Here is a 19999-nt window from a genome sequence, read left to right as displayed (position 1 = left end):
GTTGCGGCATATTTGCGAAAGCTTGAAGCCGACCTCCGCCCAAGGTTGGATCCGGATCGGCTCCATGCTTTAACGCCAGGCGCTTACTTTGCTTCGGAAATCACTTTGTTGATTTTGTCCGCCATCGTGTTCAGCTCAGTGGTCGGCGCTTTGCCCATCAGGACGTTTTTCCAGGAGGCTTCGATGAACGGATTCGCTTTCCCCGTCCAGGTCGCCAGGAAACGGACCGGCTGCGTGCTCGGGGATTTCAAAATATGGTCGATGCCTTCCCCGACTTCCGGATGCCCCGCCGCTTTCAAAGCGTCGAAGTAGGCGGCGGAAGATGCCTGATAGGCGGCCGGCGCGACCGGTGTTTTCGGCAGCACTTCCTCATACATTTTGGAGTCCAGATATTTAAGCACTTTCCAAACGGCCTCGGGATGTTCGATCGTTGTAGGGCTGCACCAGCCTACGGCATCGTAAATTTCGGTCTGGCCGTTCACGACGGGCATCGGCACGAAGCCCCATTCCAAATCTTTCGGCGCGGTCCGGATCAGGTCGTCGGCCACCCATTGCCCCTGCAGCGTCATCGGTACTTTCCCCTGTTTGAAAGAGCTCATGACGTTCGACAAATCAAAAGTCGGCGGGTTCATATGACCGCTTGCGATCGCGTTTTTGTATTTTTCGACGCCTTCGACGAATTTGTCGCTGATTTCCACCTTCGACGGGCTGATGATGGCATCGGCAAACGGTGCCCCGCCTGCGGATACCGAATACAAAGAGACGTAAAACGGATCGAGCGGAGCGTAATAGCCGAACTGATCCACGCCGCCTTCCTTGCTCGAGAGCTTCTCCATGTCCGCGAAAAATTCGTCGTACGTCCAGCCGATTTTCGGCTCCGTCAGGCCCGCGTCCTTGAACGCTTTTTTGTTGTAAAAAATGCCGTACGTGTTCAAGAGGCCCGGAAGACCGACCAACTTGCCGTCAAATTGCCAGCTGTCGACCACGCCCTTATAAAACCCGTCCATAAACTCTTTGTCCTGCTCCGCCATCGGCGTCCAGTCGTACAGCAGTCCCTTCGAGGCATTGTCCAGCAGCATGTCGTTGCCCGTCATAAAAATGTCGGGGGCTTTTTTCGCGGTCAGCATTCCGTTGATTTTGACGCCGTAGTTATCGAGCGGGGTAGGGATCAGCTTGACTTTGATGTCGGGATTTTCCTGTTCGAAGCTTTTCATGGCGGCCATGATTTTATCGTTCATCTCGGCCGATTCCCAGGTGATCATCGTGACTTCGACCTGTTTTCCCTTGCTGTCCGTCCCTTCCCCCGTTCCCGGCGAATCCGCCGTGTCCGACTTGCCCCCGCAAGCGGCGAGCAGGCTCGAACACAGCATAAGCGCGATCATTCCAGCGGTCCATTTTCTGGCACCCTTTTTCATAAAAAGACCTCCCTAAACGAATTGGATAAAATGACGCCTAAAGTCCGATATGTCTTGAGCATCGCATCAAGCCGGCACGCACCACCTCCGATCCGGTTCGCCCGGGTTATTTCAGCGATGCGGAATTAAGGGAGCCGAGCCCCTGCATGAAATATTTCTGCCCGAAGAAGAAAATGAGCAGCATCGGAAGGATGTAAATCAGGTCCGCGGCCATGAACAGGTTCCAGGCGGTCGCATAGGTGCCTTTATAGGAAGCCATCGCCAGAGCCAACGTCCATTTGCTCGGATCGATGATGTAAATCAGAGGTTCAAGGTATTGGTTCCAGGCCCCCTGGAAGGAGAAAATCACCATCGTCATGATGACCGGCATCGTCATCGGCACCAGCACCTTGGTCAAAATGTACAGGTCGGAGGCGCCGTCGATTTTGGCCGCTTCGTCAAACGATACGGAAATCGTCCGCAAATACTGGACGTACAGAAAGGAAAACGTGGCATTGCCGAAAAAGGCGGGCACGATAATGGGGAGCCAGGTGTCGTACCATCCCAGCTCGGTATACAGGTTGAAAAGAGGGATCATGCCGACGAATCCGGGAAGCATCAGGCTGCCGACAAACAGCGAAAACCACAGCTTGCGGCCCGGAAAATTCAGCCTGGCGAGCCCGTAACCGACCAGCACCGAGCTGACGATCTGTCCGATGGTGCACATCACCGCGATAAACATCGAGTTGCCGAAGGTTTGCCAAAAGTTGATTTCTTTCGTTCCTGTCACGAAGTTGGACCAGTGAAGCTCCCGCGGAAACCATTCCGGAGGGATTTTGAACACGTCATTGTTGCCTTTGAGCGCAATGGTCACCATCCACAGCAGGGGAAACAGCATTGCGACGGCGCCGACCGCCAGGATGATAAACCGCAACGTATCCAGCAAGCTGAACTTCCGTCTTCGCCGGAACCGCGCTTCCGTATGCATCGCCATGGCGAACTTACCTCCTTATCTCGCGTTGTCGCTTTCGTAATAAACGAACCGGTTGGAATACCGGTAGGTCAAAGCCGTAAAAATCATGATGATCACGAAGAGGACCCATACCTCCGCGATCGCGTAACCGAACATTCGGCCGCCGAAGGCGTCATTGTAAATTTTGAAATTGAGGAGCGAGGTCGAAAAATTCGGTCCGCCGCCCGTCAGCACCTGGACCTGATTAAAGGCCTGAAACGCGCCGATAATGCCGAGGATCAGCTGCAGGAACAAAATCGGGGTGATCATGGGGACGGTAATATGCAGCGCCGTGCGCCACCGGACGGCACCATCGACCTCCGCCGCCTCGTACAGCTCCTGCGGAACCGATTGCAGGCCGCTCAAAAAAATGATGACGCCCGAGCCGACCTGCCATAACCCGATCAGCACAAGCGAGGGCAACGCCGTCTTTTCGCTCGTCAGCCACGTCCCTTCGGGCAGCCCCAGCAGTCTCAGCAGGGAGTTGGCCAAGCCGTATTGCGGTTGGTAGATGAACAGCCACAACGTAAGCGAAGCGATGGACGGCACCACCGTCGGCAAATAATAGATCGTGCGGAACCATTTGATCCCGGGCAGGCTTTTGTTGAGCAGCATCGCCAGCAGCAGTCCCAAAATCAGCGACGAGGGCACGCTCAAAAGCACGAAATAAAGCGTCGCGCGGACCGAAGGCCAAAAAGCCGGATCCTCCGTGAACATGTACTTGAAGTTGTCGAAGCCGACAAATTGCGGCGTGTCGTAACCGCTCCACTCCGTTAAGGCATAATACATGGACGAGAGCAGCGGATAAGCGACAAACACGCTAAAACCGATGATCGAAGGCAAAATAAAAAGGTAGCCCTTGGTCCAGCCGCGAAGTTTCCTATTGTTGACCCTCATGTTTCACATACCTCCTTTATGCGATCGTTTAGACAAAATGGTTCTCGGCCCGGCCGCCTGCGGCCCGATCTCCTGCCGGTCCGATGGTTCAACCCCGTGCGTTTTTGCATCATCGGCCTTCACCGCCGTACCCGAATCCCGCAATAATCCATCAGCAGCTCGCAAAACATCATGTTCGCCCAGGAGAACCAAGGCCTGGTATACGCCTTTGGATCGTCGGCATTAAAGCTCTCATGCATCAGTCCGGTTCCGGCATCCGTTTCGCTCATGAGCTGCAACAGCCGCCCCTTTTCCTCCGGGTTTTCCTCGGTCAATCCCTGCATCGCCAAGGCGATATGCCAGACATATCCTTGCGGCGTATGCGGGCTGCCGATCCCCTCGGCCGCGCTCCCCCGGTAGTAGTAAGGGTTATGCTCGCTTAAAATGAACCGGCGCGTATTCCGGTAGATCTCGTCGTCCGCTCCCCGGTATCCGAGGTAAGGAATGGACAGCAGGCTTGGCACGTTGGCGTCGTCCATCAGGTTGTGGTTCCCGAGGCCGTCCGTCTCGTAAGCGTAGATGGGGCCGAATTCGGGATGCTGCACAATGCCGTATGTTTGAATCCCGTGATCGATCTCCGCCGCGAGCTTGCCCGCCCGGCCGCACAACTTATCATCATGAAGCACGTCGCGGGCAATGTCCTGCAGATAGCCGAGCACCACGACCGCAAACATGTTGGAGGGAATCAGATACCCGTATTCGCAGGCATCGTCGCTCGGACGGAATCCGGACCAGGTCATGCCGGTATAAGCGGTCTCCGCCCCCTTCCCTTCCCGGACCAGCGTGTCGGTTGGAGGGCAGTCCCTCCGTTGGAACCGGTAGGCCGAATGCGTCTCATGACGCTGCTCCGTGGTCCACAGATCCAAAATCGCGCCCGCGGCCATAACGAATTCCTTGCCGAAATGCGAAGTTCTTCCGGTATTTTTCCACAGCAGGTAACTCAGCTGCAGCGGATAACAAAGCGAGTCTATCTCGTATTTCCGTTCCCAAATCCAAGGCGTCATGTCCGTGTCGTCGTTTTGATGACCATGCCCGTTCGACTCCGCGTTGAAAGCGTTTGCATATGGATCGTGCAAAATCCCCCTCAGCTGCCGAATCACCAATCCTTCGATCAGATCCGCCGTTTCCGCGTCCTCTTCCGCCAGCGCCAAAAACGGCCTGATCTGGGCCGCCGAATCGCGCAGCCACATCGCGGGAATATCCCCGGTGATGACAAACGTGGTCCCGTCCGCCATTTTCTTGAACGTCGTCCTCCACGTATTGCGGATGGCGTTCCGGAAAATATCCAAAAGCCGCGGCTTGCCGGCCAACCGAGCGGACATTCTTTCGGTAAGCGGCCCGAGCGAAACAGGTTCTTTTCCCAAAGTCTTCATGCGCATTCCCCTTTATGTACGGATTGGTTTATGATGTCACACCATTGCTTCCGAACTTCAAATAACAACTTTATATCAATCTTGTGAGCGCTTGCATAGACACATTATAAATTCAGTCAATTAACATGTCAATATGTTTTTTATAACATTTTTATATACCAATATAATATTAGGTCATTAAACATACATCCGCAAAAAAAAGAACGCCATTCACTAAGAATGGCATTCCGCTTCCGATGCGCCTATATCGAAGGCTGCTCCTTGCGGACCGGCCCGGTCGATGAACCGACGATCAGCTCGGCGTCCAGCAGCATTTTATTCGGCACGCTTTCCCCGTTTCTGAGCTTCAGCACGTTTTCGAAGGCCAGCCTGCCCATCTCTTCCTGCTTTTGGCGCATATGGGTAAACAGCGGTTCTCCCGCGTAATCCGGGCTGTCAAAACAGACGATCGATACGTCCTCCGGAACCCGAAGGCCCGACTCGCGGGCGGCTTCGTAAGCCAGCTGGGCAATGTTGTACTCCATGGCAAAAAGCGCCGTGATTTCGGGATGTTCCCGCAGATGTTTTTTGATGTTTTCTTTTTCCTTCTCTTTATTCTCGGGGACGAATGCGGCCGGAAGCGTGGCCGTAATCTGCTCCATCCACAGGCTGCGGTCGGCGACGATGCCGTTTTCCGCATGGGCCTGGATAAACCCTTCGATCCGCTCTTCGATGGCCGTCGTATCCTGCGGCGGGGTCGTCAAAAGCGAAATGCGGGTATGCCCCAGCTCGAAAAGATACTCGATCATGCGCTTGGCGGCTGCCGCGTTGTCCGTGCTGATCGAACTTGCCGAAACGCCCTTCAGATGGCGATCCAGCAGCACGAAAGGATATTGGCCGATGACCAGCTTTAAAATTTCGGCATTAAAATACTCCCCCTGCGCAGGGAAAATGATGAGCCCGTCGACGCCCAGCTCCAGCAGGCCGCGGATTGCCTCTTCCTCGCTGGCGATCACGCCAAGCGATCTTCTCAGAACCAAATAGCCGTCGTGCTGCCGGGAGGCTTCCTCCATGCCGTAAATGAGCCCTGTCCCGTAGCTGTCCCCGAAGTCCGTCATGACGAGTCCGATCAGCGGCTGGCCTAGGCTGCGGCGCGGTTTTGCAGCTCCTTGCGGGGCTGAGGTCGGCGTCCCTTCCGAACCGAAATGCTCGGAAACGAACGAACCCCGGCCGGGCTGCCTGACGATGTATCCATGCTGGGTCAGCATCTCCAGCGCCTTTTTGCTCGTAATCCGGCTGACGTTGTAAGCTTCGCCCAATTCCTTCTCCGAAGGAATCCGTTCGCCGGGCGCGTATTTGCGGGATATGATCTGCTCGCGCAGCGCTTCGAATATTTGCTCGTACATCGGTTTTGAGGATGTTTCATGCGACATGTTAAGTTCCCTCCACAAGAAAATATCTATCCGGTTTGGATAGATAGCGCCAATTTCTACAATATGTAAACATTATATAATAATATATCATGTTATATTTACTTTGTGAATAGCTAACCTTCGGAATGCCGAAATCTCTCCGCAACGTCGGTACGGTGCTCATGCGGAAATGACGCTTTTTTGATGCCCCGCACACCAAAAAGCGCCTTCGCCGCTGCGAAGACGCTTGGTATGGGAGGGCTGCTTTCCGACGGTTCACGGCCACTTGGAGAGGGCGTTATTGCTATACTTCCTTCATTTTGAAATAGGTCCACCCGAAAATCAGGAATACCACGAAGCTTCCAAGCACCGTAACCATCAGGTTTTCAAGCGGCAGGTTCATCGCCCCGAACCCCCCTCCTTCCATCGCTTGACCAGGAACCGTAGCAATAAACGGCTGTGCCCAGGGATAATAGGGACCAAATTGGGCCGAGTTCACGACGAGCATGTTCGGGATGGTAAATACGACGTTCAGCGCCAGCGGGGCCGCAAAGCTGCTCCACATCAGCGAAACGGCGAGCTGCAGCGCCGCCAGCGGCAGGCAGGCGACCCAGCCGCCTGCCAGACAGCGCCCGATGATTTCCCAATCCACAGGGGCATCGATGCCTTTGATCGCACCGACAAGAAGCATGGCTCCCAAAAACAGCAGCTGGATGAAGGCCAGCATCACCATGACGACGGTATATTTGGCGAAATATACGCCCGTCCGCGTGACCGGCAGCACCAGCAGCTGCTTCCAGCCGCCGCCATGGTGCTCGTACCGGCAAATGAAAGCGGCGAAGATCCCGGACAAAATCGGCAGAAACAGCAGGGCATGGATCATGCCCATCACCCCGAGCAGAACCAGCCAAGGACGGTCCGCCCCTTCGATGTTGGACATCAGCCCGACCAGAACGGAGATCGCCGGACTCAGCAGCAACAACAGCACGATAAACGACCGCGACATTTTCAGCCGCTCCGACGCCAAAATTTTAAAATAACCTCCCATGTCAGTTCACGTCCTTTCCGCGAAAGTGGCCCATGCCGACCATGTAGACGACAAAGGCAAGGATAATGCCCGCACCTACGGGAAGCGCCGGTTTGGCTTCGCTGATAAAAGACAGAAACGGCCAGGAAAGCGGTATGAATTCCGGATAGTTTGCGGCAAACATCGAAGCGATGGCCGCCGTGATGCCAAGCGTGATGGGCAGCGCCTGGTTTTTGAGCGTTAAGGATAACCACAGCTGCAGCGCCAGCATCGGCAGCGCCCCCAGGTAAGGCAGGAAGCTGAGCTTCAGGATCGTCAAATACGGGATATCGTCGGTCCCGAATTTCAGCAGAATGCCTAACACGACGGTGCCGGCGGATAAAATAAGGCAGGCGACTCCCATCGCGATAAAGCCGAGCAAAACCTTGGCGGTAAACACGGAGGCTCTGGAAATCGGCAAAGCGAGCAGCTGCTTCCACGAATTGTTCTGATGCTCCACGTTAGCGATCTGCGAGGAGATCAGCGTGGCCCCCAAGTAAAGGGCGATCGGAACGAAGGAGAAAATCTCCCCGATCAGCCCCTTCCACAAATCCGCTTTATATCGGTCGATCAAGTAATCGTAGCGTAGGCCAAAATTCAAAGCCTGCATGGCTAACAGCCCGACGGAGCCGAGGAAAACGAGAAACCAGATGCCTTTTCTGCGAATTTTCAGAAAATCGGACGACAACGCTTTGCCGATCATCAGGAAAGCCCCCCTTGCTCGATCACCTGCATGAAAATATCCTCGAGCGTGCGCCGCTTCTCTTCCACGCGGTATATGGCATGGTTATGGTCCACCAGCCGCTTGACGAGCAGCGCCACTTCCGGATCGCTTAACTGATCCAGCCGGAGGCCTCCGTCCTCCAGACGCCCGGCATAACCTTGTCCCCGGATCAGCTGAAGCGCTTCGGCCGGTTCGGAAACGACCAGCCGGAATCCTCCCGATGCCTGCTGCTGCAAATTGCTGATCGTATCTTGGAACACCAGCTCTCCTTCGCGAATGATGCCTACGGTGCCGGCCATCTGCTCCACTTCGGACAACAGGTGGCTGGAGACCAGAACCGTGATGCCGTGCTGCTGCGGCATGCTGCGGATCAGCTCGCGGATTTCATGGATGCCTTCGGGATCCAGCCCGTTGGTCGGTTCGTCCAGAATCAGCAGCTCGGGATTGCCGAGAAGGGCCGTCGCGATGCCCAGCCGCTGTTTCATCCCGAGCGAATACCCCTTCACCGGGCGTTTGGCGTCCTTGGTCAACGATACGATGCTCAGCACCTCGTCGATCCGCGATTTCGGCACATCCAATATGCGGCGCACCGCCTCCAGGTTTTGCACCGCCGTCAGATGCCCGTAGTTGGACGGATATTCCACCAGCGAGCCGACCTTGCGGAGGATGTTCAGCTTTTCCTTTCTTAAATCCTTGCCGAAAATGTGGATGGAGCCCATCGTCGGGCGGATGAGTCCGAGCAGCATCCGGATCGTCGTCGTTTTGCCCGCGCCGTTCGGGCCCAGGAATCCGTAAATTTCCCCTCTTCCGATTTCCAGGTTCAAATTTCTGACGGCATAACGCCCGCGATATTTCTTATTCAAATCTTTCGTCTCGATCACGAGTTCTCTCACTATGAATCACCTCGGGAACTATATTAGCTCCCGCAGGTTAAAAGACGGGCGGCCTCAAGTTTAAAATTTCTTTAAACTTGAGGCCGCCATCATTTACCCTCTTATTTCAGCTTCAACCCCTGCCCGTTGCCGGAAGCCGGGGAAATCAAAATGGATGTGCCGCCTTCGTCGCTGCGAATCTCCATGCCAAGCCCCATTTCCCTCGTCAGGAAGCCGACGATCGCCAGGCCAATGCCCGCCCCCTTGTCTCCCGAGGAGGCCTGCATCCCCTTGCCTTTATCCGCAATGACGATCGCCAGGCCGCCGGCGGCATCCGTCGCCGTCCGGATGCCGATATACTGCCCGCTCCGGGCATGCCTGACGACGTTCTGGAACAAGTTATCCAGAATTCTCCGGAACCACTGGGCGTCGAGCATCCAATAAACGGGACCCTCCGGCAGGTCGATATCCGCCTCGAAGCCTTCTTTTTCCCACAGCGGATACCAGGCCGCTGCGCTCTCCCGGACGATGCGGAGCACGTCGATGCGTTCCGGGTGAAGCGTGTATTTTCCGCTCGTCAGCAAATTGTAGGACAGCAGGTTGTCGATGAGGCCGGCAAGATCGCCCAGCTTGGTTTCCGTCAATTTCAACAGCTCCTGGCCGCGCTCGGAGAGCTGCTCCTTTTGCAGGGAATACACGTGGCTGCGGACGACCGTCAGCGGCGTCCTTAAATCATGCGACAGGTTCGCGATCAGCCGTTTGCGCAGCTCTTCCTCCTCGCGCTCCCGTTTCAGGCTCCTGTCGAGCCGGTCCACCATCCCGTTAAACGCCGCCTCCAGCTGCCCGATCTCATCGCTTTTCCGAACCGCGATCGGGTCAGGCAAACCGCTTCCGTCCTGGACCGTCATGGCGGATTGAAGGCGGAGCAGCCTGCGGCGCATGTTCATGAAAAACATCCAGGAAACGATGATAAAAAGCACGAACATCAGCAGGATGATGCCGAAAAATACCATCGATTCGCGGGCGGACAGGCCGCCATCCCTCGGCCCTATTGCCGCTTTGGATACCTGCATGACCATAAATCCCCGGTTCAGCTTTTCGTCGTCCCCGATAAATGCGATCACGGAAAACTGCTGCGTCGCTCCCCGGTAACGTTTCATGTAGGAAATCGCGTCGGCCGCATCCCAAGTTTCGGGCAAATGCAATCGGCCGCCGGCGGGCTGCCGCACATGCGAATCCGCGTCCACCCAGAACATGTCCACCTTCGCATATTCCTCGCTAAGCTCCCGCAGTCTGCGGTCGATTTCCTCCGGGGTGCTTCCCTTCAGCCGTTTGGCTTCGTTATGCCACATCTTTTCGAGGTGGATCGTCTGGTATCGCTCCTCCGGCTGTATCCCCGCATCCGGCAACGCGTTCCCGATTACCATGTTCTGCACGACCTGGTAACCGATCAGCGACGCAGGGAACAAGACCGGAATGAACAGCAGAGCAATCAGGATGAGGAGCAGGTACCTGGAAAGCAAAGACCCGCGAAACCGGGGCTTCGGAAGCTTTGTTTTCCTCATGCCTTCACCCTGTAGCCGACGCCGCGGATCGTTTCAATGATCTCCGGGTTCGCCGGATCGCGCTCCAGCTTTTCCCGCAAATACCGGATGTGCACCATCAGCGTTTTGTCCCCGTCCAGGTACGGATCTCCCCAAACCCCCTCGTAAATTTGCTCTTTGGTCAAAATTTGCCCGAGATGGCGGAGCAGATACATGAAAATTTGGAACTGCTTGCCCGTCAACACGATCTCCTCGCCCGTATCCTTGTTCATGATCCGGTTTTCACGTTCGTACACGAGGAGATGCCCCAGCGCAAGCGCCTCCGACGAATACGAGCCGGAGCGGCGCAGCAGCACCTCGATCCGGGCGGCGAGCTCATCCGGGTGGAACGGCTTGGTCACATAATCGTCGGCGAACTGCAGCCCTTCGAGCTTGTCGTCGATGGAGGTTCTGGCCGACAGCATGAGGATCGGCAGATCCGGGTAGGCTTTCTTCAGCCGCTGTCCGACCGTAAAGCCGTCAAGCCCCGGCAGCATCACGTCAAGAATGACGAGACGGCAGCCTGCGGCATGATCGACGGCCCGCTCCCCGTTTTGCAGCCAGGTCACCTCATACCCCCTCCCCTTCAAATCATCGTTTACCCATGTTCCGATTTCCGCGTCGTCTTCGATATATAACAATTGAATGCCCATGATGATTGCCCATCCTTCCTTCACCCGGCCCCTGCAGAAACCCGGTTGTGTCGTCCATGAAACCATGGTATATTTTACGTATCATTCATTATCAATTTAAAGGCTATGCTACCCTGAAATCAAGGTACAACCTCGGACAACGCCATCCGTCCAGGTTGTACCTTTTTTGATGTGGCGGGATCGATTCCGTCCCCTTCGCCTCTATCGCCTTTATCTCCAAAAATCATATTTGAGCCTTAAGGAGGAATTTCCATGCTGCTTGAAGCTGTCTATCACCGTCCCAAACTGAACTGGTGTTACGCCTACGACGGGCGCACGATCCATCTGCGCATTCGTACCAAACGAAGCGACGTTACCGCCGTATCCGCGATGGCCGGGGACAAATACATCTGGGACCGGTCCAAGACCTACGTTCCGATGAACAAACTGGCGTCCGACGAGCTGTTCGATTATTGGGAATGCGAAATCGTTCCCGAATATCGCCGTTTGAAATACGGATTTTTGCTCGAAAAAGGCGCGGAGAAATATTGGATGACCGAATACGACTTCGTCAAGCAGGAGCCCGAAAATCCGGACCGCCTGTTCGAATATCCGTTCATCAATCCGGCCGACGTGTTCGAAACGCCGGACTGGGTGAAGGACGCGGTATTTTATCAAATTTTCCCCGAGCGGTTCGCGAACGGCGATCCGTCCAACGATCCGGAAGGCACGCTTCCTTGGGGCGGAACGCCTAAGCCGGACAACTTTTTCGGCGGGGATCTTCAAGGCGTCATCGACCATATCGACCATTTGTCCGAACTCGGCATCAACGCCATCTATTTTACGCCGATTTTCAAAGCGACGACCAACCATAAATACGACACCGAGGACTACATGCAGATCGACCCGCAGTTCGGGGATCTCGAAACGCTGAAAAAGCTCGTCGCCATCTGTCACGAGCGCGGCATCCGGGTCGTCCTCGACGCGGTGTTCAACCATTCCGGACGGACGTTTGCGCCTTTCGTGGACCTGCAAAAAAACGGGGAAAAATCGCGCTACAAAGACTGGTTCTACATCCGCAAATACCCGATCGCCGTCGAAGACGGCATTCCGACATACGATACGTTTGCCTTCGAGCCGCTAATGCCGAAGCTGAACACCGCCAATCCCGAGGTAAAGGAATATTTGCTGAAGGCCGCCGCCTATTGGATCCAAGAGGCCGACATCGACGGCTGGCGCCTGGACGTCGCAAACGAGGTCGATCACGAGTTTTGGCGCGAATTCCGCAAGGTCGTCAAAAGCATCAAACCCGACGCCTACATTCTCGGCGAAATTTGGCATGAGTCCTCCCCTTGGCTGATGGGCGACCAGTTCGACGCCGTCATGAATTATCCGTTCACGAATGCGGTGCTGGACTTCTTCGTCGACCGGACCCGGGACGCCCGAAGTTTCGCGAACGCCCTTGCCAGCCAGTATGTGCGCTACCCGCGCCAGGTGAACGAGGTTGCCTTCAATTTGCTGGACAGCCATGATACAGCCCGGCTGCTGACCAAATGCAACGGCAACAAGGAGCAAATGAAACTCGCCGTCCAATTTCAATTCACTTATACCGGGGCCCCTTGCATTTATTACGGGGATGAGGTCGGCTTGACCGGAGGACATGATCCGGGCTGCCGCAAATGCATGGAGTGGGATGAAACCAAGCAGGACCGGGATCTGTTCTCCTTCTACCGGGAGCTGATCGGCCTGCGCAAAAAGTACAGTGCGCTGCGCACCGGCTCGCTCCGGTTCCTGTCGGCGAAAGCGGGAAGCACGAACCTGGTTTATACCCGGGAGGACGAAAACGACAGCATCGTGATTTTCATGAATAATTCGGCCAAAGCGAAAACCATCAACGTGCCGGTGCCGGAGGAATGCTGGGAGGATATCCGCACGGGTGAAACGGTATCCGCCCACGGCGGCGTGCTCAGCATGAAGCTCCCGGCTTACGGCTGCGCGATGCTTCGGGCTTTGCAGCGGACACAAAAATAAGCATACTGCAAGCAGCAAAGGGGATGCCCGCCAACGCGGGACATCCCCTTCACCATTTGGAATAACATATATTCAACTGCTTTCGGAATGAACCGGCCTCTAAACGAAATTTCTCGTATCGTTGTTCCGTCCGAACTTATAGGTCGCAATCAGGAAAAACACCACCGCAAAGGCAAGCAAAATCGACAGATGGAACCCAATGGAACCAAACGTTGCCCCTTCCTGAAGTTTTTCGATGGACTGCAGAACCCAGCTTTGCGGCAAAAAGTCGGACACCCGGCGAAGCGTTTCCGGCATGATGCTGAGCGGAAAGAAGCAACCGGACAGCAGGCATGTCGGCACGATAATGAGGTTTTGCAGCGCGCCGGCCATGCCCGAGCTTTTCGAGAAGGCGATGATCACAAGCGACAGGCTGATCGATACCACCGCGAAAATGGCCAGAAGGGCGAACATTTCGAAGACGGAAATGCCGGGATCCATATGAAACACGACCTTCATGAAAAAGAGGGCGATCACGATCTGTGCAAGCATGACGACCGCATTCACCGCAATGTTGGCGAGCACGTACGTCTTCGCGTTGATCGGGGAGGACAAAATCCGGTAATAGGTCCGGTTCTCCCGGTGTTTTAGCATCAGCTCCGCCAGGCTGGCGGCCGAATTCAACATGAACAACAGCAGGAACCCGATCGATTGGTACGACATCTGTTTGGCCAGGGACGTATCGTTTACGGATTCGGACGTGAGCTTGAATGCCGAAGAACGGTACTGATCATAGATCTGCTGAAATGTTGTTCCGTCCCCGCCAGCGATTTTGCCCATCGCCGCGACGTTGTCGATATACCCGCGCAGCATCGATTTCATATATCCCGTGACCTGGGCGCCTTTGACCGATTCGATCGCGATATGATCGGGACTGCCGCTCAGCACGCTTTCCGAAAAGCCGGAATCGATGATCAAGCCGCTGTCGAGTTTGTTTGCGGCCAGCTGCTCTTTTAATTCGTTCCGGCTGACATGAACGATGCTGACATGATCCAGGTTTTTAACGAATCCGACCGTGTCCTCCGCGATCCGTTGACCGCTGTCCTCGTTGACGACGCCTACCCTTAGCTCCGTTGTTCCGACCGAACCGTACAGCAAAAAGGTAGCCACGATGCCGGCGATCGGCAAACCGAAGTACAGGATGAGCGTGCTGCGTTTGCGAAACGTCATGAGCAGCGTTCGGGTCGCCAGAAACCATATATCTCTCCACATGTTACAGTCCCTCCCTGCGTCTCATTGCCAATATCGATACGCCCAAAAACAACGCGGCAAAACCGATGTTCAACATCAGAACCGGCCAGGCCGCCGAGACGTTATCGGCGTAAATCACCTGCGTTAACCCGTGGTTGGCCCAGCGGATCGGCGACAAGTTGACGAGGAAGCCCATGAGGCCGCCGCCTTCGTCGTCGAGAATCGGGAAATACGCGCCCCCGAAAAAGGACATCAGCTGAACGACCAGACTGATGACGCCCCGCGAAGCCGTTCCTTTCAACAAATAGCTGCCGGCCAGGCCCAGGCTCATCGCCATAACGACCTCCGACACTAAAACGGCGATAACGACTCCCATATGATGGCCCCAGTAGGCTTTAAACACGTATTTGCTGAACAGGATGATCACCATAACGCATAATAAGTTCGAGATGATCCCGCCCAACATCTTGCCCACGAATATCTCGCTTTTTCGGATCGGGGCAATGACAAGCCTTACGGCCGTTCCCCGCAAAACCTCGCCCTGAATGAGCGCTCCCGCGCCCATCGCCGCCCACATGCCGACCATGACGGTCATCGCCAGCGCGTAATAATCGACGGAACCGGGCGTCCGGTTGGCGTCGACCGACAATTCCCGGATATAGTCGCTTCCGCCGGTTGCAAGCACCATCTCCGTCTTGGCCGGTTCGATGCGGGCCGCCGCCGCCGCGTTGTATTTATCCGTAAAAGAAGCCAGCATGCCCTGCACGATGTTGCTTTCGATCGCGTCCCGGCTGCTGCCGTACAAGGAGATGCCTTGGTTCGTCAGCTCCACGTAACCCGAAACATGGTTGTTTTCGACCTCTTCTCTTCCGTTTGCGCCCGGTTTTAAAGGTTCGAATGTAACGCCCGTTTTGCCGACCTCTTTCGCGAACCCCGCAAAGGCTTCGGAAAGGGAGCCGCCCCCGGTCGCGTCTTTTACGGCCACCTTCACGTCCCCGACCGAAATTTCCGAGCTGAACGCGTTGGTCAACGCCAAGCCGAGAATCAGCATCAGCACGATCGGAAAGCCGAGCATGAACAGGAGCGTGCGCCGATCCCGGAAATCGTGTTTCATCTCTTTGATTGCAATCGATAAAATGTTCACCCCGTCAATAACCTCCTTCGTGAATATTAATCCCGTAAATTGCGACCCGTCAGCGTCAGGAATACCGTCTCCAGATTCGGCTCCTGTTCCTCGACCGAGCGGATTTCCTTGCCGGCGTCCATCAGCTGCTTCAATATCCGGTTCAAATTATCGACCGCCGCATCGCTGTGCACGCGGATCACGTTTTCCTCCTGCAGCACGGTCCGTACGCCCGGAACCGGCTTCAAAAGTTCCCCTTCCGTTCCTTGCACGGATTTCAGCTCGATCCGGATATCCTTCACGTCGGTTATGGTCGACTTGAGCTGTTCTTTCGTGCCTTCGGCAATGATTTTGCCGTGATCCACGATCGCGATGCGCGAGCAGATTTCCTCGACCTCTTCCATATAGTGGCTTGTGTAAATGATCGTGCAGCCCGATTCGTTCAGCTTGCGCACCGAGGTCAAAATATAGTTGCGCGACTGGGGATCGATCCCTACCGTCGGTTCGTCCATAATGATAAGCTTCGGTTTATGCGCGATCGCGCAGGCGATATTCAGGCGGCGCTTCATCCCGCCCGAAAAGTTTTTCGGAAAGCTTTTCGCCTTGTCGCTGAGCCCGACGAACTCCAGCGCTTCTTCCGCGCGTTCTTTGAGCTTGTCGCCCCGCAGCCCGTATAGTCCTGCAAAAAAGCTGACATTTTCGTAGGCGGTCATGTCTTCGTAAATCGCCAGATCCTGCGGCACGATGCCCAGGTTCGTCTTGGCGAAGCGGCTTTGCTTCGCGATGTCCTTCTCCAAAATCCTTATTTCCCCGCTCGTTGGCCGCAGCAGCGACGAAATCATGTTGATCGTCGTGCTTTTGCCGGCGCCGTTGGCCCCGAGAAACCCGAAAATTTCGCCTTCCCGGATCGTCAGCGACATGTTGTCGACCGCGACGAAATCGCCGAATTTTTTCGTCAGGCCCCGAATATCCAAAATGTTCATTAGGCTTCACTCCGTTTCGTTGTTCTCTTCATGTCCTTATAGTAATAAAAAAGGACGCCCTTACGTCAGTGCATAAGTTCATCCTTTGTACATGAGAAATCTCATATATGATGTATGATGGCGGGCCCCCGCCGCGGCGGGCAGATGAGAATTCTCACCTGCCGGCATACGGGATCAGGGTGGTTATGTTGAAACCGTTCGTGCCGTCGGCTACGACCGTCCCGCCGACGGACGCGGTGCGCTCCTCCATCCCGATCAGGCCCAGGCCTTTGACGATTTTGGCCGCGCCTTTGCCGTTGTCGGCGACGACCGCTTTGATCAGCCGGTTCAGCACCCGGATTTCCACGTGAACGGCCGTGGCGCCGGAATATTTTGCGCAGTTGGTCAACGCTTCCGTCACGTTTTCGTAAATGATTTTCCACTGCAGCGGCGTGATGACCTCCATGTTGCCTTCATGAACGACCGAGGTCATGAGGCCGGTCCTTCCGCTGAAGGCTTCGACGGCCGTCTTCAGGCGGCTGAGTCCAAGCTGCTCCACCGGGGGTTTGTTGTTTTTGAGCGTAACCCGGATTTCTTCGATCGCTTCCTTCGAAATGCCGATGGCGTTTTGCAGCAGCGTTTCCGCGGTGGCCGGATCGCTGTTCAGCAGCCGTTTGGCCGCCTCCATCTGAATCAATGCGCCTGTCATCGCGTGGCCGATGCCGTCATGGATTTCCTGGGTGAGCCGGTTCCTCTCCTCGAGTTTGACCATATATTCGGAAGCCCGGGCGAAATCCTGGTTTTCGTTCAGGCTTTTGGCCATTTTTTGCAGATTCCCGCGCATGTTTTCCAGCTCGTCCTCCTGCTTGCCGACTCTCCCCATGTAATGGCGCACCATGCCATAGTTGAAAAAGCTAAGCGCGGCCGCGAACACATACAAAATCATCATCGTATCGCGGAGAACCATGAGCGGAGCCAAAATCGCAAGCAGCAAAAATCCGTTGGACCGGGGATAAAAGGAAGCGAACTCATTGAAGCTAAGCGGAAGCAGCAGCGCAAAATACGGGTGGTAGACCGCGCAGCCGATCAAAAACAGGATGATCGCCAAAAGAATCGCCTTTTTGGTGCGGGCTTGCTTGACGATATGCAAAATCAGGTTCAGCGCCAAGTAAGCCAGAAACAGGAACACCAGCCATACGTCCCTTGCGGCCGCCGTAAAGTAGGTTGCGGTCACGACAAACAGCAGCATGATCGTTTTATTGCCGACCGTCCATAGTTCCATGCTTATGTTGTCCTTTCGCTTTAACGGGTTTTGCCCGTCAGGTAATAGATCGCGATTTGCGTGCGGTGCGACAGCGCCGTTTTGTTCAAAATGGACGTAATGTAATTGGCCGTCGTCCCTTCCGATATAAAGAGCTCCTTGGAAATTTCCTTGTTGGACAACCCTTGGGCGATCAGCGACATCACTTCAAGCTCCCGTTCGGTAAACAAGCTGCGGTCGAAAGGACAGGCATCCCGTCCGTCTCCCGCCTCTTTCGGAGTTCCCTCCGCCTGCTTCCTGTCAGCTTCTGGCAGGCTTCCGGCTTTCGCCTCCTGCCCTCCCCCGACCTGGGACTTCAGCTTATCCAGCACCACGTCCTGCAGGACGCTGTGCCCGTTGTACACGCTTTTGATCGCGTCGCGGATCCGTTCCGGATCATTGTTTTTCAGCAAATATCCTTTCGCCCCGAAACGGATCGCATCCACTATGTATTCATCGTCGTCGAAGGTCGTCAGGATCAGCGGTTTGGCCGACGTTTCCCCGGTCAGCATTTTGGTGGCTTCCACCCCGTTCATGTTCGGCATCCGCACATCCAGCAAAGCCACGTCCACCTCATGGTTCCGGCAATATTCCACGGCCTCCCGCCCGTCCGCGACGGTAGCGACGACGTCAAAATCCCCAAACGTATTTAAAATGATTTTCATGCCTTCCCGAATAAAGGAATTATCGTCTGCTATCAGTACTTTGATTTTCATCCGCAGGCCTCCTCTGCCGACCTTATTGTACACGAAGCCCCGCCCGCTTTGGAAGGACTTAGAAAAAAAGCCCCCTCGTCAAAGGACTCGGGAGCTTGGCTTCATAACGTAACGGTTTATAACATAAGAAAGATGATTCCGGCAAGCACGATCCGGTATACCGCAAACGGCACGAGTTTGATCCGGTTGATGAGCTTCAGGAAAAACCGGATGGCGATAAGCGCGACGATAAAGGAGCTGATGAACCCGGCGGCAAAAAACGGCAGCATGTCGGCCGTGAAATATTCCCAGTTTTTGAGCAGCGATATTCCGCTTGCGCCGGCCATGATCGGCACGGCCATAATGAACGTGAAGTCGGCCGCCGCCCGGTGGCTCATCCCCAGCAGCACCCCGCCGGAAATCGTCGATCCGGATCGGGAAAATCCCGGCCATAAGGACAGGCACTGGATCAAACCGACCGAAAAGGCCTGGCCGTAAGTAATCTGGTCCACCGTTTCGGCCTTCGGGCGCTTCGGGCGCCACAGGTCGGCTGCGATCATCAGAAGCGCCCCGACGACCAGTCCGATCAGCACGGTCCGCGTCGAAAACAAATGCTCGTCGATGTAATCTTCAAACAGCACGCCCAAAATGCCCGCCGGGATCAGCCCGACAATGACCTGGGTCAGTTTGAGGCGGCCTTGCGCCTGCTCCCCGCTTCCCTCTGCCGGTTTTCTTCTCCGGAGACCCAGCAGATCCATGAACCGGCTCCAGAACAGCACCACGACGGCCAAAATCGATCCGAGCTGAATGACGACCTTAAAGGTGTTCGCCGCCGGCTGGGATAAAAACTGCTGCGTCTTCAGCCACATGTCGTCCACGATAATCATGTGCCCGGTGGAAGATACCGGCGCAAATTCCGTCAAGCCTTCGACGATCCCGAGGATCACCGCTTTAATGTACTCCATCCACTCCAAAACTCTCCACAACTCCTTCAAGTTATTGCTGGGCTTTCATTTTTCTCGCCCGGCGCAGATAAAGATATAGGACCGCTAGTGCAACCAGCCCGATTACAGCATAGGTGAAATGGGAGTACATGTCCATATAGTGCACGATACTTTCCCATGATTCGCCCAGAGCCGCACCCAGGTACACGAGGACCGTGTTCCATATCAACGTCCCGATCGTCGTAAACAGCAGGAACAAACCGAATCTCATCCGTGCCATGCCGGCCGGAATCGAAATGAGGCTCCGCACGAGCGGAATCATCCGGCAGAAAAAGACGGTCCAATATCCGTATTTGGCAAACCACCGGTCCGCCCGGTGGATGTCTTCTTTTTTGACGCGCAGAACATGCCCCCACCGCTCGACGATCCGCTCCAGCCGCCGGACCTCAAGCAGCAAGCCGATCAAATAAAGCACGACCGCCCCAGCCACCGATCCGATCGTCGAAGCGAGGATCACCCCGGGCACCGTCAAATGGGTTTTGGTCGTCATGAATCCCCCGAAGGTTAGAATCACCTCCGACGGAATCGGCGGAAACAAATTTTCGAGCGCAATGACCAGCGCAATGCCGGCGTATCCGAATTGTTCCATGATATCCGTGATCCAGTTTTGCATGCAGAACCTCCGTTCTTATGATCAGAAGGCCGATATGATTTTCGTTAAAACGCGGTCG

General features: G+C 55.3%; 18 protein-coding genes. 1 reads left to right on the top strand and 17 read right to left on the bottom strand.

The genetic code is table 11. The features are described 5' to 3' along the window. Positions 1 to 83: 83 nt before the first annotated feature. The 10 genes from NYE48_RS02565 to NYE48_RS02520 all read right to left on the bottom strand — a co-directional run bounded on the left by NYE48_RS02565 (position 84) and on the right by NYE48_RS02520 (position 11004). Entirely contained in the window at positions 84 to 1415 is a 1332-nt protein-coding gene (locus tag NYE48_RS02565) for an ABC transporter substrate-binding protein (RefSeq protein ID WP_340996705.1), read from the bottom strand. A gap of 106 nt (positions 1416 to 1521) precedes the next feature. Then, positions 1522 to 2388 carry a carbohydrate ABC transporter permease gene (locus NYE48_RS02560; protein ID WP_212948735.1) on the bottom strand — a complete coding sequence of 289 codons (867 nt, stop codon included), beginning with the start codon at positions 2386 to 2388 and terminating at the stop codon, positions 1522 to 1524. Positions 2389 to 2403: 15 nt separating this feature from the next. Beyond that, positions 2404 to 3303 (bottom strand): carbohydrate ABC transporter permease, encoded by a 900-nt coding sequence (locus tag NYE48_RS02555; protein WP_212948733.1) that lies wholly within the window; start codon positions 3301 to 3303, stop codon positions 2404 to 2406. 119 nt (positions 3304 to 3422) lie between these two features. Next, on the bottom strand, positions 3423 to 4715 hold the full coding sequence (locus NYE48_RS02550; protein WP_445323938.1) for a glycoside hydrolase family 125 protein: 1293 nt from the start codon (positions 4713 to 4715) through the stop codon (positions 3423 to 3425). A gap of 242 nt (positions 4716 to 4957) precedes the next feature. Then, positions 4958 to 6127, bottom strand: coding sequence for a GntR family transcriptional regulator (locus NYE48_RS02545; RefSeq protein WP_340996704.1), 1170 nt, complete (start codon positions 6125 to 6127; stop codon positions 4958 to 4960). A 283-nt stretch (positions 6128 to 6410) separates the two neighbouring features. Continuing rightward, a complete protein-coding gene (locus NYE48_RS02540; RefSeq protein ID WP_340996701.1) occupies positions 6411 to 7154 on the bottom strand; it encodes an ABC transporter permease in 744 nt (247 codons plus the stop codon). Between the two features lies 1 nt (position 7155). Then, positions 7156 to 7875: an ABC transporter permease gene (locus NYE48_RS02535; protein WP_340996699.1), complete on the bottom strand. Its 720-nt coding sequence runs from the start codon at positions 7873 to 7875 to the stop codon at positions 7156 to 7158. Then, entirely contained in the window at positions 7875 to 8789 is a 915-nt protein-coding gene (locus NYE48_RS02530; RefSeq protein WP_036714223.1) for an ABC transporter ATP-binding protein, read from the bottom strand. The genes NYE48_RS02535 and NYE48_RS02530 overlap by 1 nt, the downstream gene beginning before the upstream one ends. A gap of 101 nt (positions 8790 to 8890) precedes the next feature. Continuing rightward, positions 8891 to 10333 carry a HAMP domain-containing sensor histidine kinase gene (locus NYE48_RS02525; RefSeq protein ID WP_340996695.1) on the bottom strand — a complete coding sequence of 481 codons (1443 nt, stop codon included), beginning with the start codon at positions 10331 to 10333 and terminating at the stop codon, positions 8891 to 8893. Beyond that, complete coding sequence (locus tag NYE48_RS02520) at positions 10330 to 11004, bottom strand: response regulator transcription factor (RefSeq protein ID WP_340996692.1); 675 nt, start codon at positions 11002 to 11004, stop codon at positions 10330 to 10332. Before NYE48_RS02520 ends, NYE48_RS02525 begins: the two co-directional genes overlap by 4 nt. A 252-nt stretch (positions 11005 to 11256) precedes the next feature. On the opposite strand from NYE48_RS02520, the gene NYE48_RS02515 reads away from it, so the two are divergent. Continuing rightward, the gene (locus tag NYE48_RS02515) at positions 11257 to 13014 is read left to right on the top strand and encodes an alpha-glycosidase (RefSeq protein ID WP_339323164.1); all 1758 of its coding nucleotides are present in this window, start codon (positions 11257 to 11259) and stop codon (positions 13012 to 13014) included. Between the two features lie 99 nt (positions 13015 to 13113). Here NYE48_RS02515 and NYE48_RS02510 read toward each other — a convergent pair whose 3' ends face one another. From NYE48_RS02510 to NYE48_RS02480, 7 genes are all read right to left on the bottom strand, one after another. Further along, a complete protein-coding gene (locus tag NYE48_RS02510) occupies positions 13114 to 14265 on the bottom strand; it encodes an ABC transporter permease (RefSeq protein ID WP_036714219.1) in 1152 nt (383 codons plus the stop codon). Between the two features lies 1 nt (position 14266). Next, positions 14267 to 15388, bottom strand: coding sequence for an ABC transporter permease (locus NYE48_RS02505; protein ID WP_340996690.1), 1122 nt, complete (start codon positions 15386 to 15388; stop codon positions 14267 to 14269). A 26-nt stretch (positions 15389 to 15414) separates the two neighbouring features. Then, on the bottom strand, positions 15415 to 16350 hold the full coding sequence (locus NYE48_RS02500) for an ABC transporter ATP-binding protein (protein ID WP_036714216.1): 936 nt from the start codon (positions 16348 to 16350) through the stop codon (positions 15415 to 15417). 154 nt (positions 16351 to 16504) lie between these two features. Beyond that, a complete protein-coding gene (locus NYE48_RS02495; RefSeq protein ID WP_036714215.1) occupies positions 16505 to 17611 on the bottom strand; it encodes a sensor histidine kinase in 1107 nt (368 codons plus the stop codon). 20 nt (positions 17612 to 17631) lie between these two features. After that, positions 17632 to 18345: a response regulator transcription factor gene (locus tag NYE48_RS02490; RefSeq protein ID WP_212948713.1), complete on the bottom strand. Its 714-nt coding sequence runs from the start codon at positions 18343 to 18345 to the stop codon at positions 17632 to 17634. A gap of 116 nt (positions 18346 to 18461) precedes the next feature. Beyond that, the gene (locus tag NYE48_RS02485; RefSeq protein WP_197070047.1) at positions 18462 to 19289 is read right to left on the bottom strand and encodes an undecaprenyl-diphosphate phosphatase; all 828 of its coding nucleotides are present in this window, start codon (positions 19287 to 19289) and stop codon (positions 18462 to 18464) included. A 31-nt stretch (positions 19290 to 19320) separates the two neighbouring features. Then, on the bottom strand, positions 19321 to 19941 hold the full coding sequence (locus NYE48_RS02480; RefSeq protein ID WP_340996686.1) for a DedA family protein: 621 nt from the start codon (positions 19939 to 19941) through the stop codon (positions 19321 to 19323). Positions 19942 to 19999 lie beyond the last annotated feature (58 nt).

The sequence above is a fragment of the Paenibacillus sp. FSL M7-1455 genome (assembly GCF_038004655.1).
GTDB lineage: Bacteria > Bacillota > Bacilli > Paenibacillales > Paenibacillaceae > Paenibacillus_AQ > Paenibacillus_AQ cookii.
The sequence above is the reverse complement of the archived record's forward strand: the minus strand, read 5'-3'. Positions and strand labels throughout refer to the sequence as shown.

Excerpts from the sequence above, each read along its gene's own strand:
- NYE48_RS02565 (WP_340996705.1), bottom strand. The coding sequence starts at position 1,415 with ATGAAAAAGGGTGCCAGAAAATGGACCGCTGGAATGATCGCGCTTATG.
- NYE48_RS02560 (WP_212948735.1), bottom strand. The coding sequence starts at position 2,388 with ATGGCGATGCATACGGAAGCGCGGTTCCGGCGAAGACGGAAGTTCAGC.
- NYE48_RS02555 (WP_212948733.1), bottom strand. The coding sequence starts at position 3,303 with ATGAGGGTCAACAATAGGAAACTTCGCGGCTGGACCAAGGGCTACCTT.
- NYE48_RS02550 (WP_445323938.1), bottom strand. The coding sequence starts at position 4,715 with ATGAAGACTTTGGGAAAAGAACCTGTTTCGCTCGGGCCGCTTACCGAA.
- NYE48_RS02545 (WP_340996704.1), bottom strand. The coding sequence starts at position 6,127 with ATGTCGCATGAAACATCCTCAAAACCGATGTACGAGCAAATATTCGAA.
- NYE48_RS02540 (WP_340996701.1), bottom strand. The coding sequence starts at position 7,154 with ATGGGAGGTTATTTTAAAATTTTGGCGTCGGAGCGGCTGAAAATGTCG.
- NYE48_RS02535 (WP_340996699.1), bottom strand. The coding sequence starts at position 7,875 with ATGATCGGCAAAGCGTTGTCGTCCGATTTTCTGAAAATTCGCAGAAAA.
- NYE48_RS02525 (WP_340996695.1), bottom strand. The coding sequence starts at position 10,333 with ATGAGGAAAACAAAGCTTCCGAAGCCCCGGTTTCGCGGGTCTTTGCTT.
- NYE48_RS02520 (WP_340996692.1), bottom strand. The coding sequence starts at position 11,004 with ATGGGCATTCAATTGTTATATATCGAAGACGACGCGGAAATCGGAACA.
- NYE48_RS02515 (WP_339323164.1), top strand. The coding sequence starts at position 11,257 with ATGCTGCTTGAAGCTGTCTATCACCGTCCCAAACTGAACTGGTGTTAC.
- NYE48_RS02510 (WP_036714219.1), bottom strand. The coding sequence starts at position 14,265 with ATGTGGAGAGATATATGGTTTCTGGCGACCCGAACGCTGCTCATGACG.
- NYE48_RS02500 (WP_036714216.1), bottom strand. The coding sequence starts at position 16,350 with ATGAACATTTTGGATATTCGGGGCCTGACGAAAAAATTCGGCGATTTC.
- NYE48_RS02495 (WP_036714215.1), bottom strand. The coding sequence starts at position 17,611 with ATGGAACTATGGACGGTCGGCAATAAAACGATCATGCTGCTGTTTGTC.
- NYE48_RS02490 (WP_212948713.1), bottom strand. The coding sequence starts at position 18,345 with ATGAAAATCAAAGTACTGATAGCAGACGATAATTCCTTTATTCGGGAA.
- NYE48_RS02485 (WP_197070047.1), bottom strand. The coding sequence starts at position 19,289 with ATGGAGTACATTAAAGCGGTGATCCTCGGGATCGTCGAAGGCTTGACG.
- NYE48_RS02480 (WP_340996686.1), bottom strand. The coding sequence starts at position 19,941 with ATGCAAAACTGGATCACGGATATCATGGAACAATTCGGATACGCCGGC.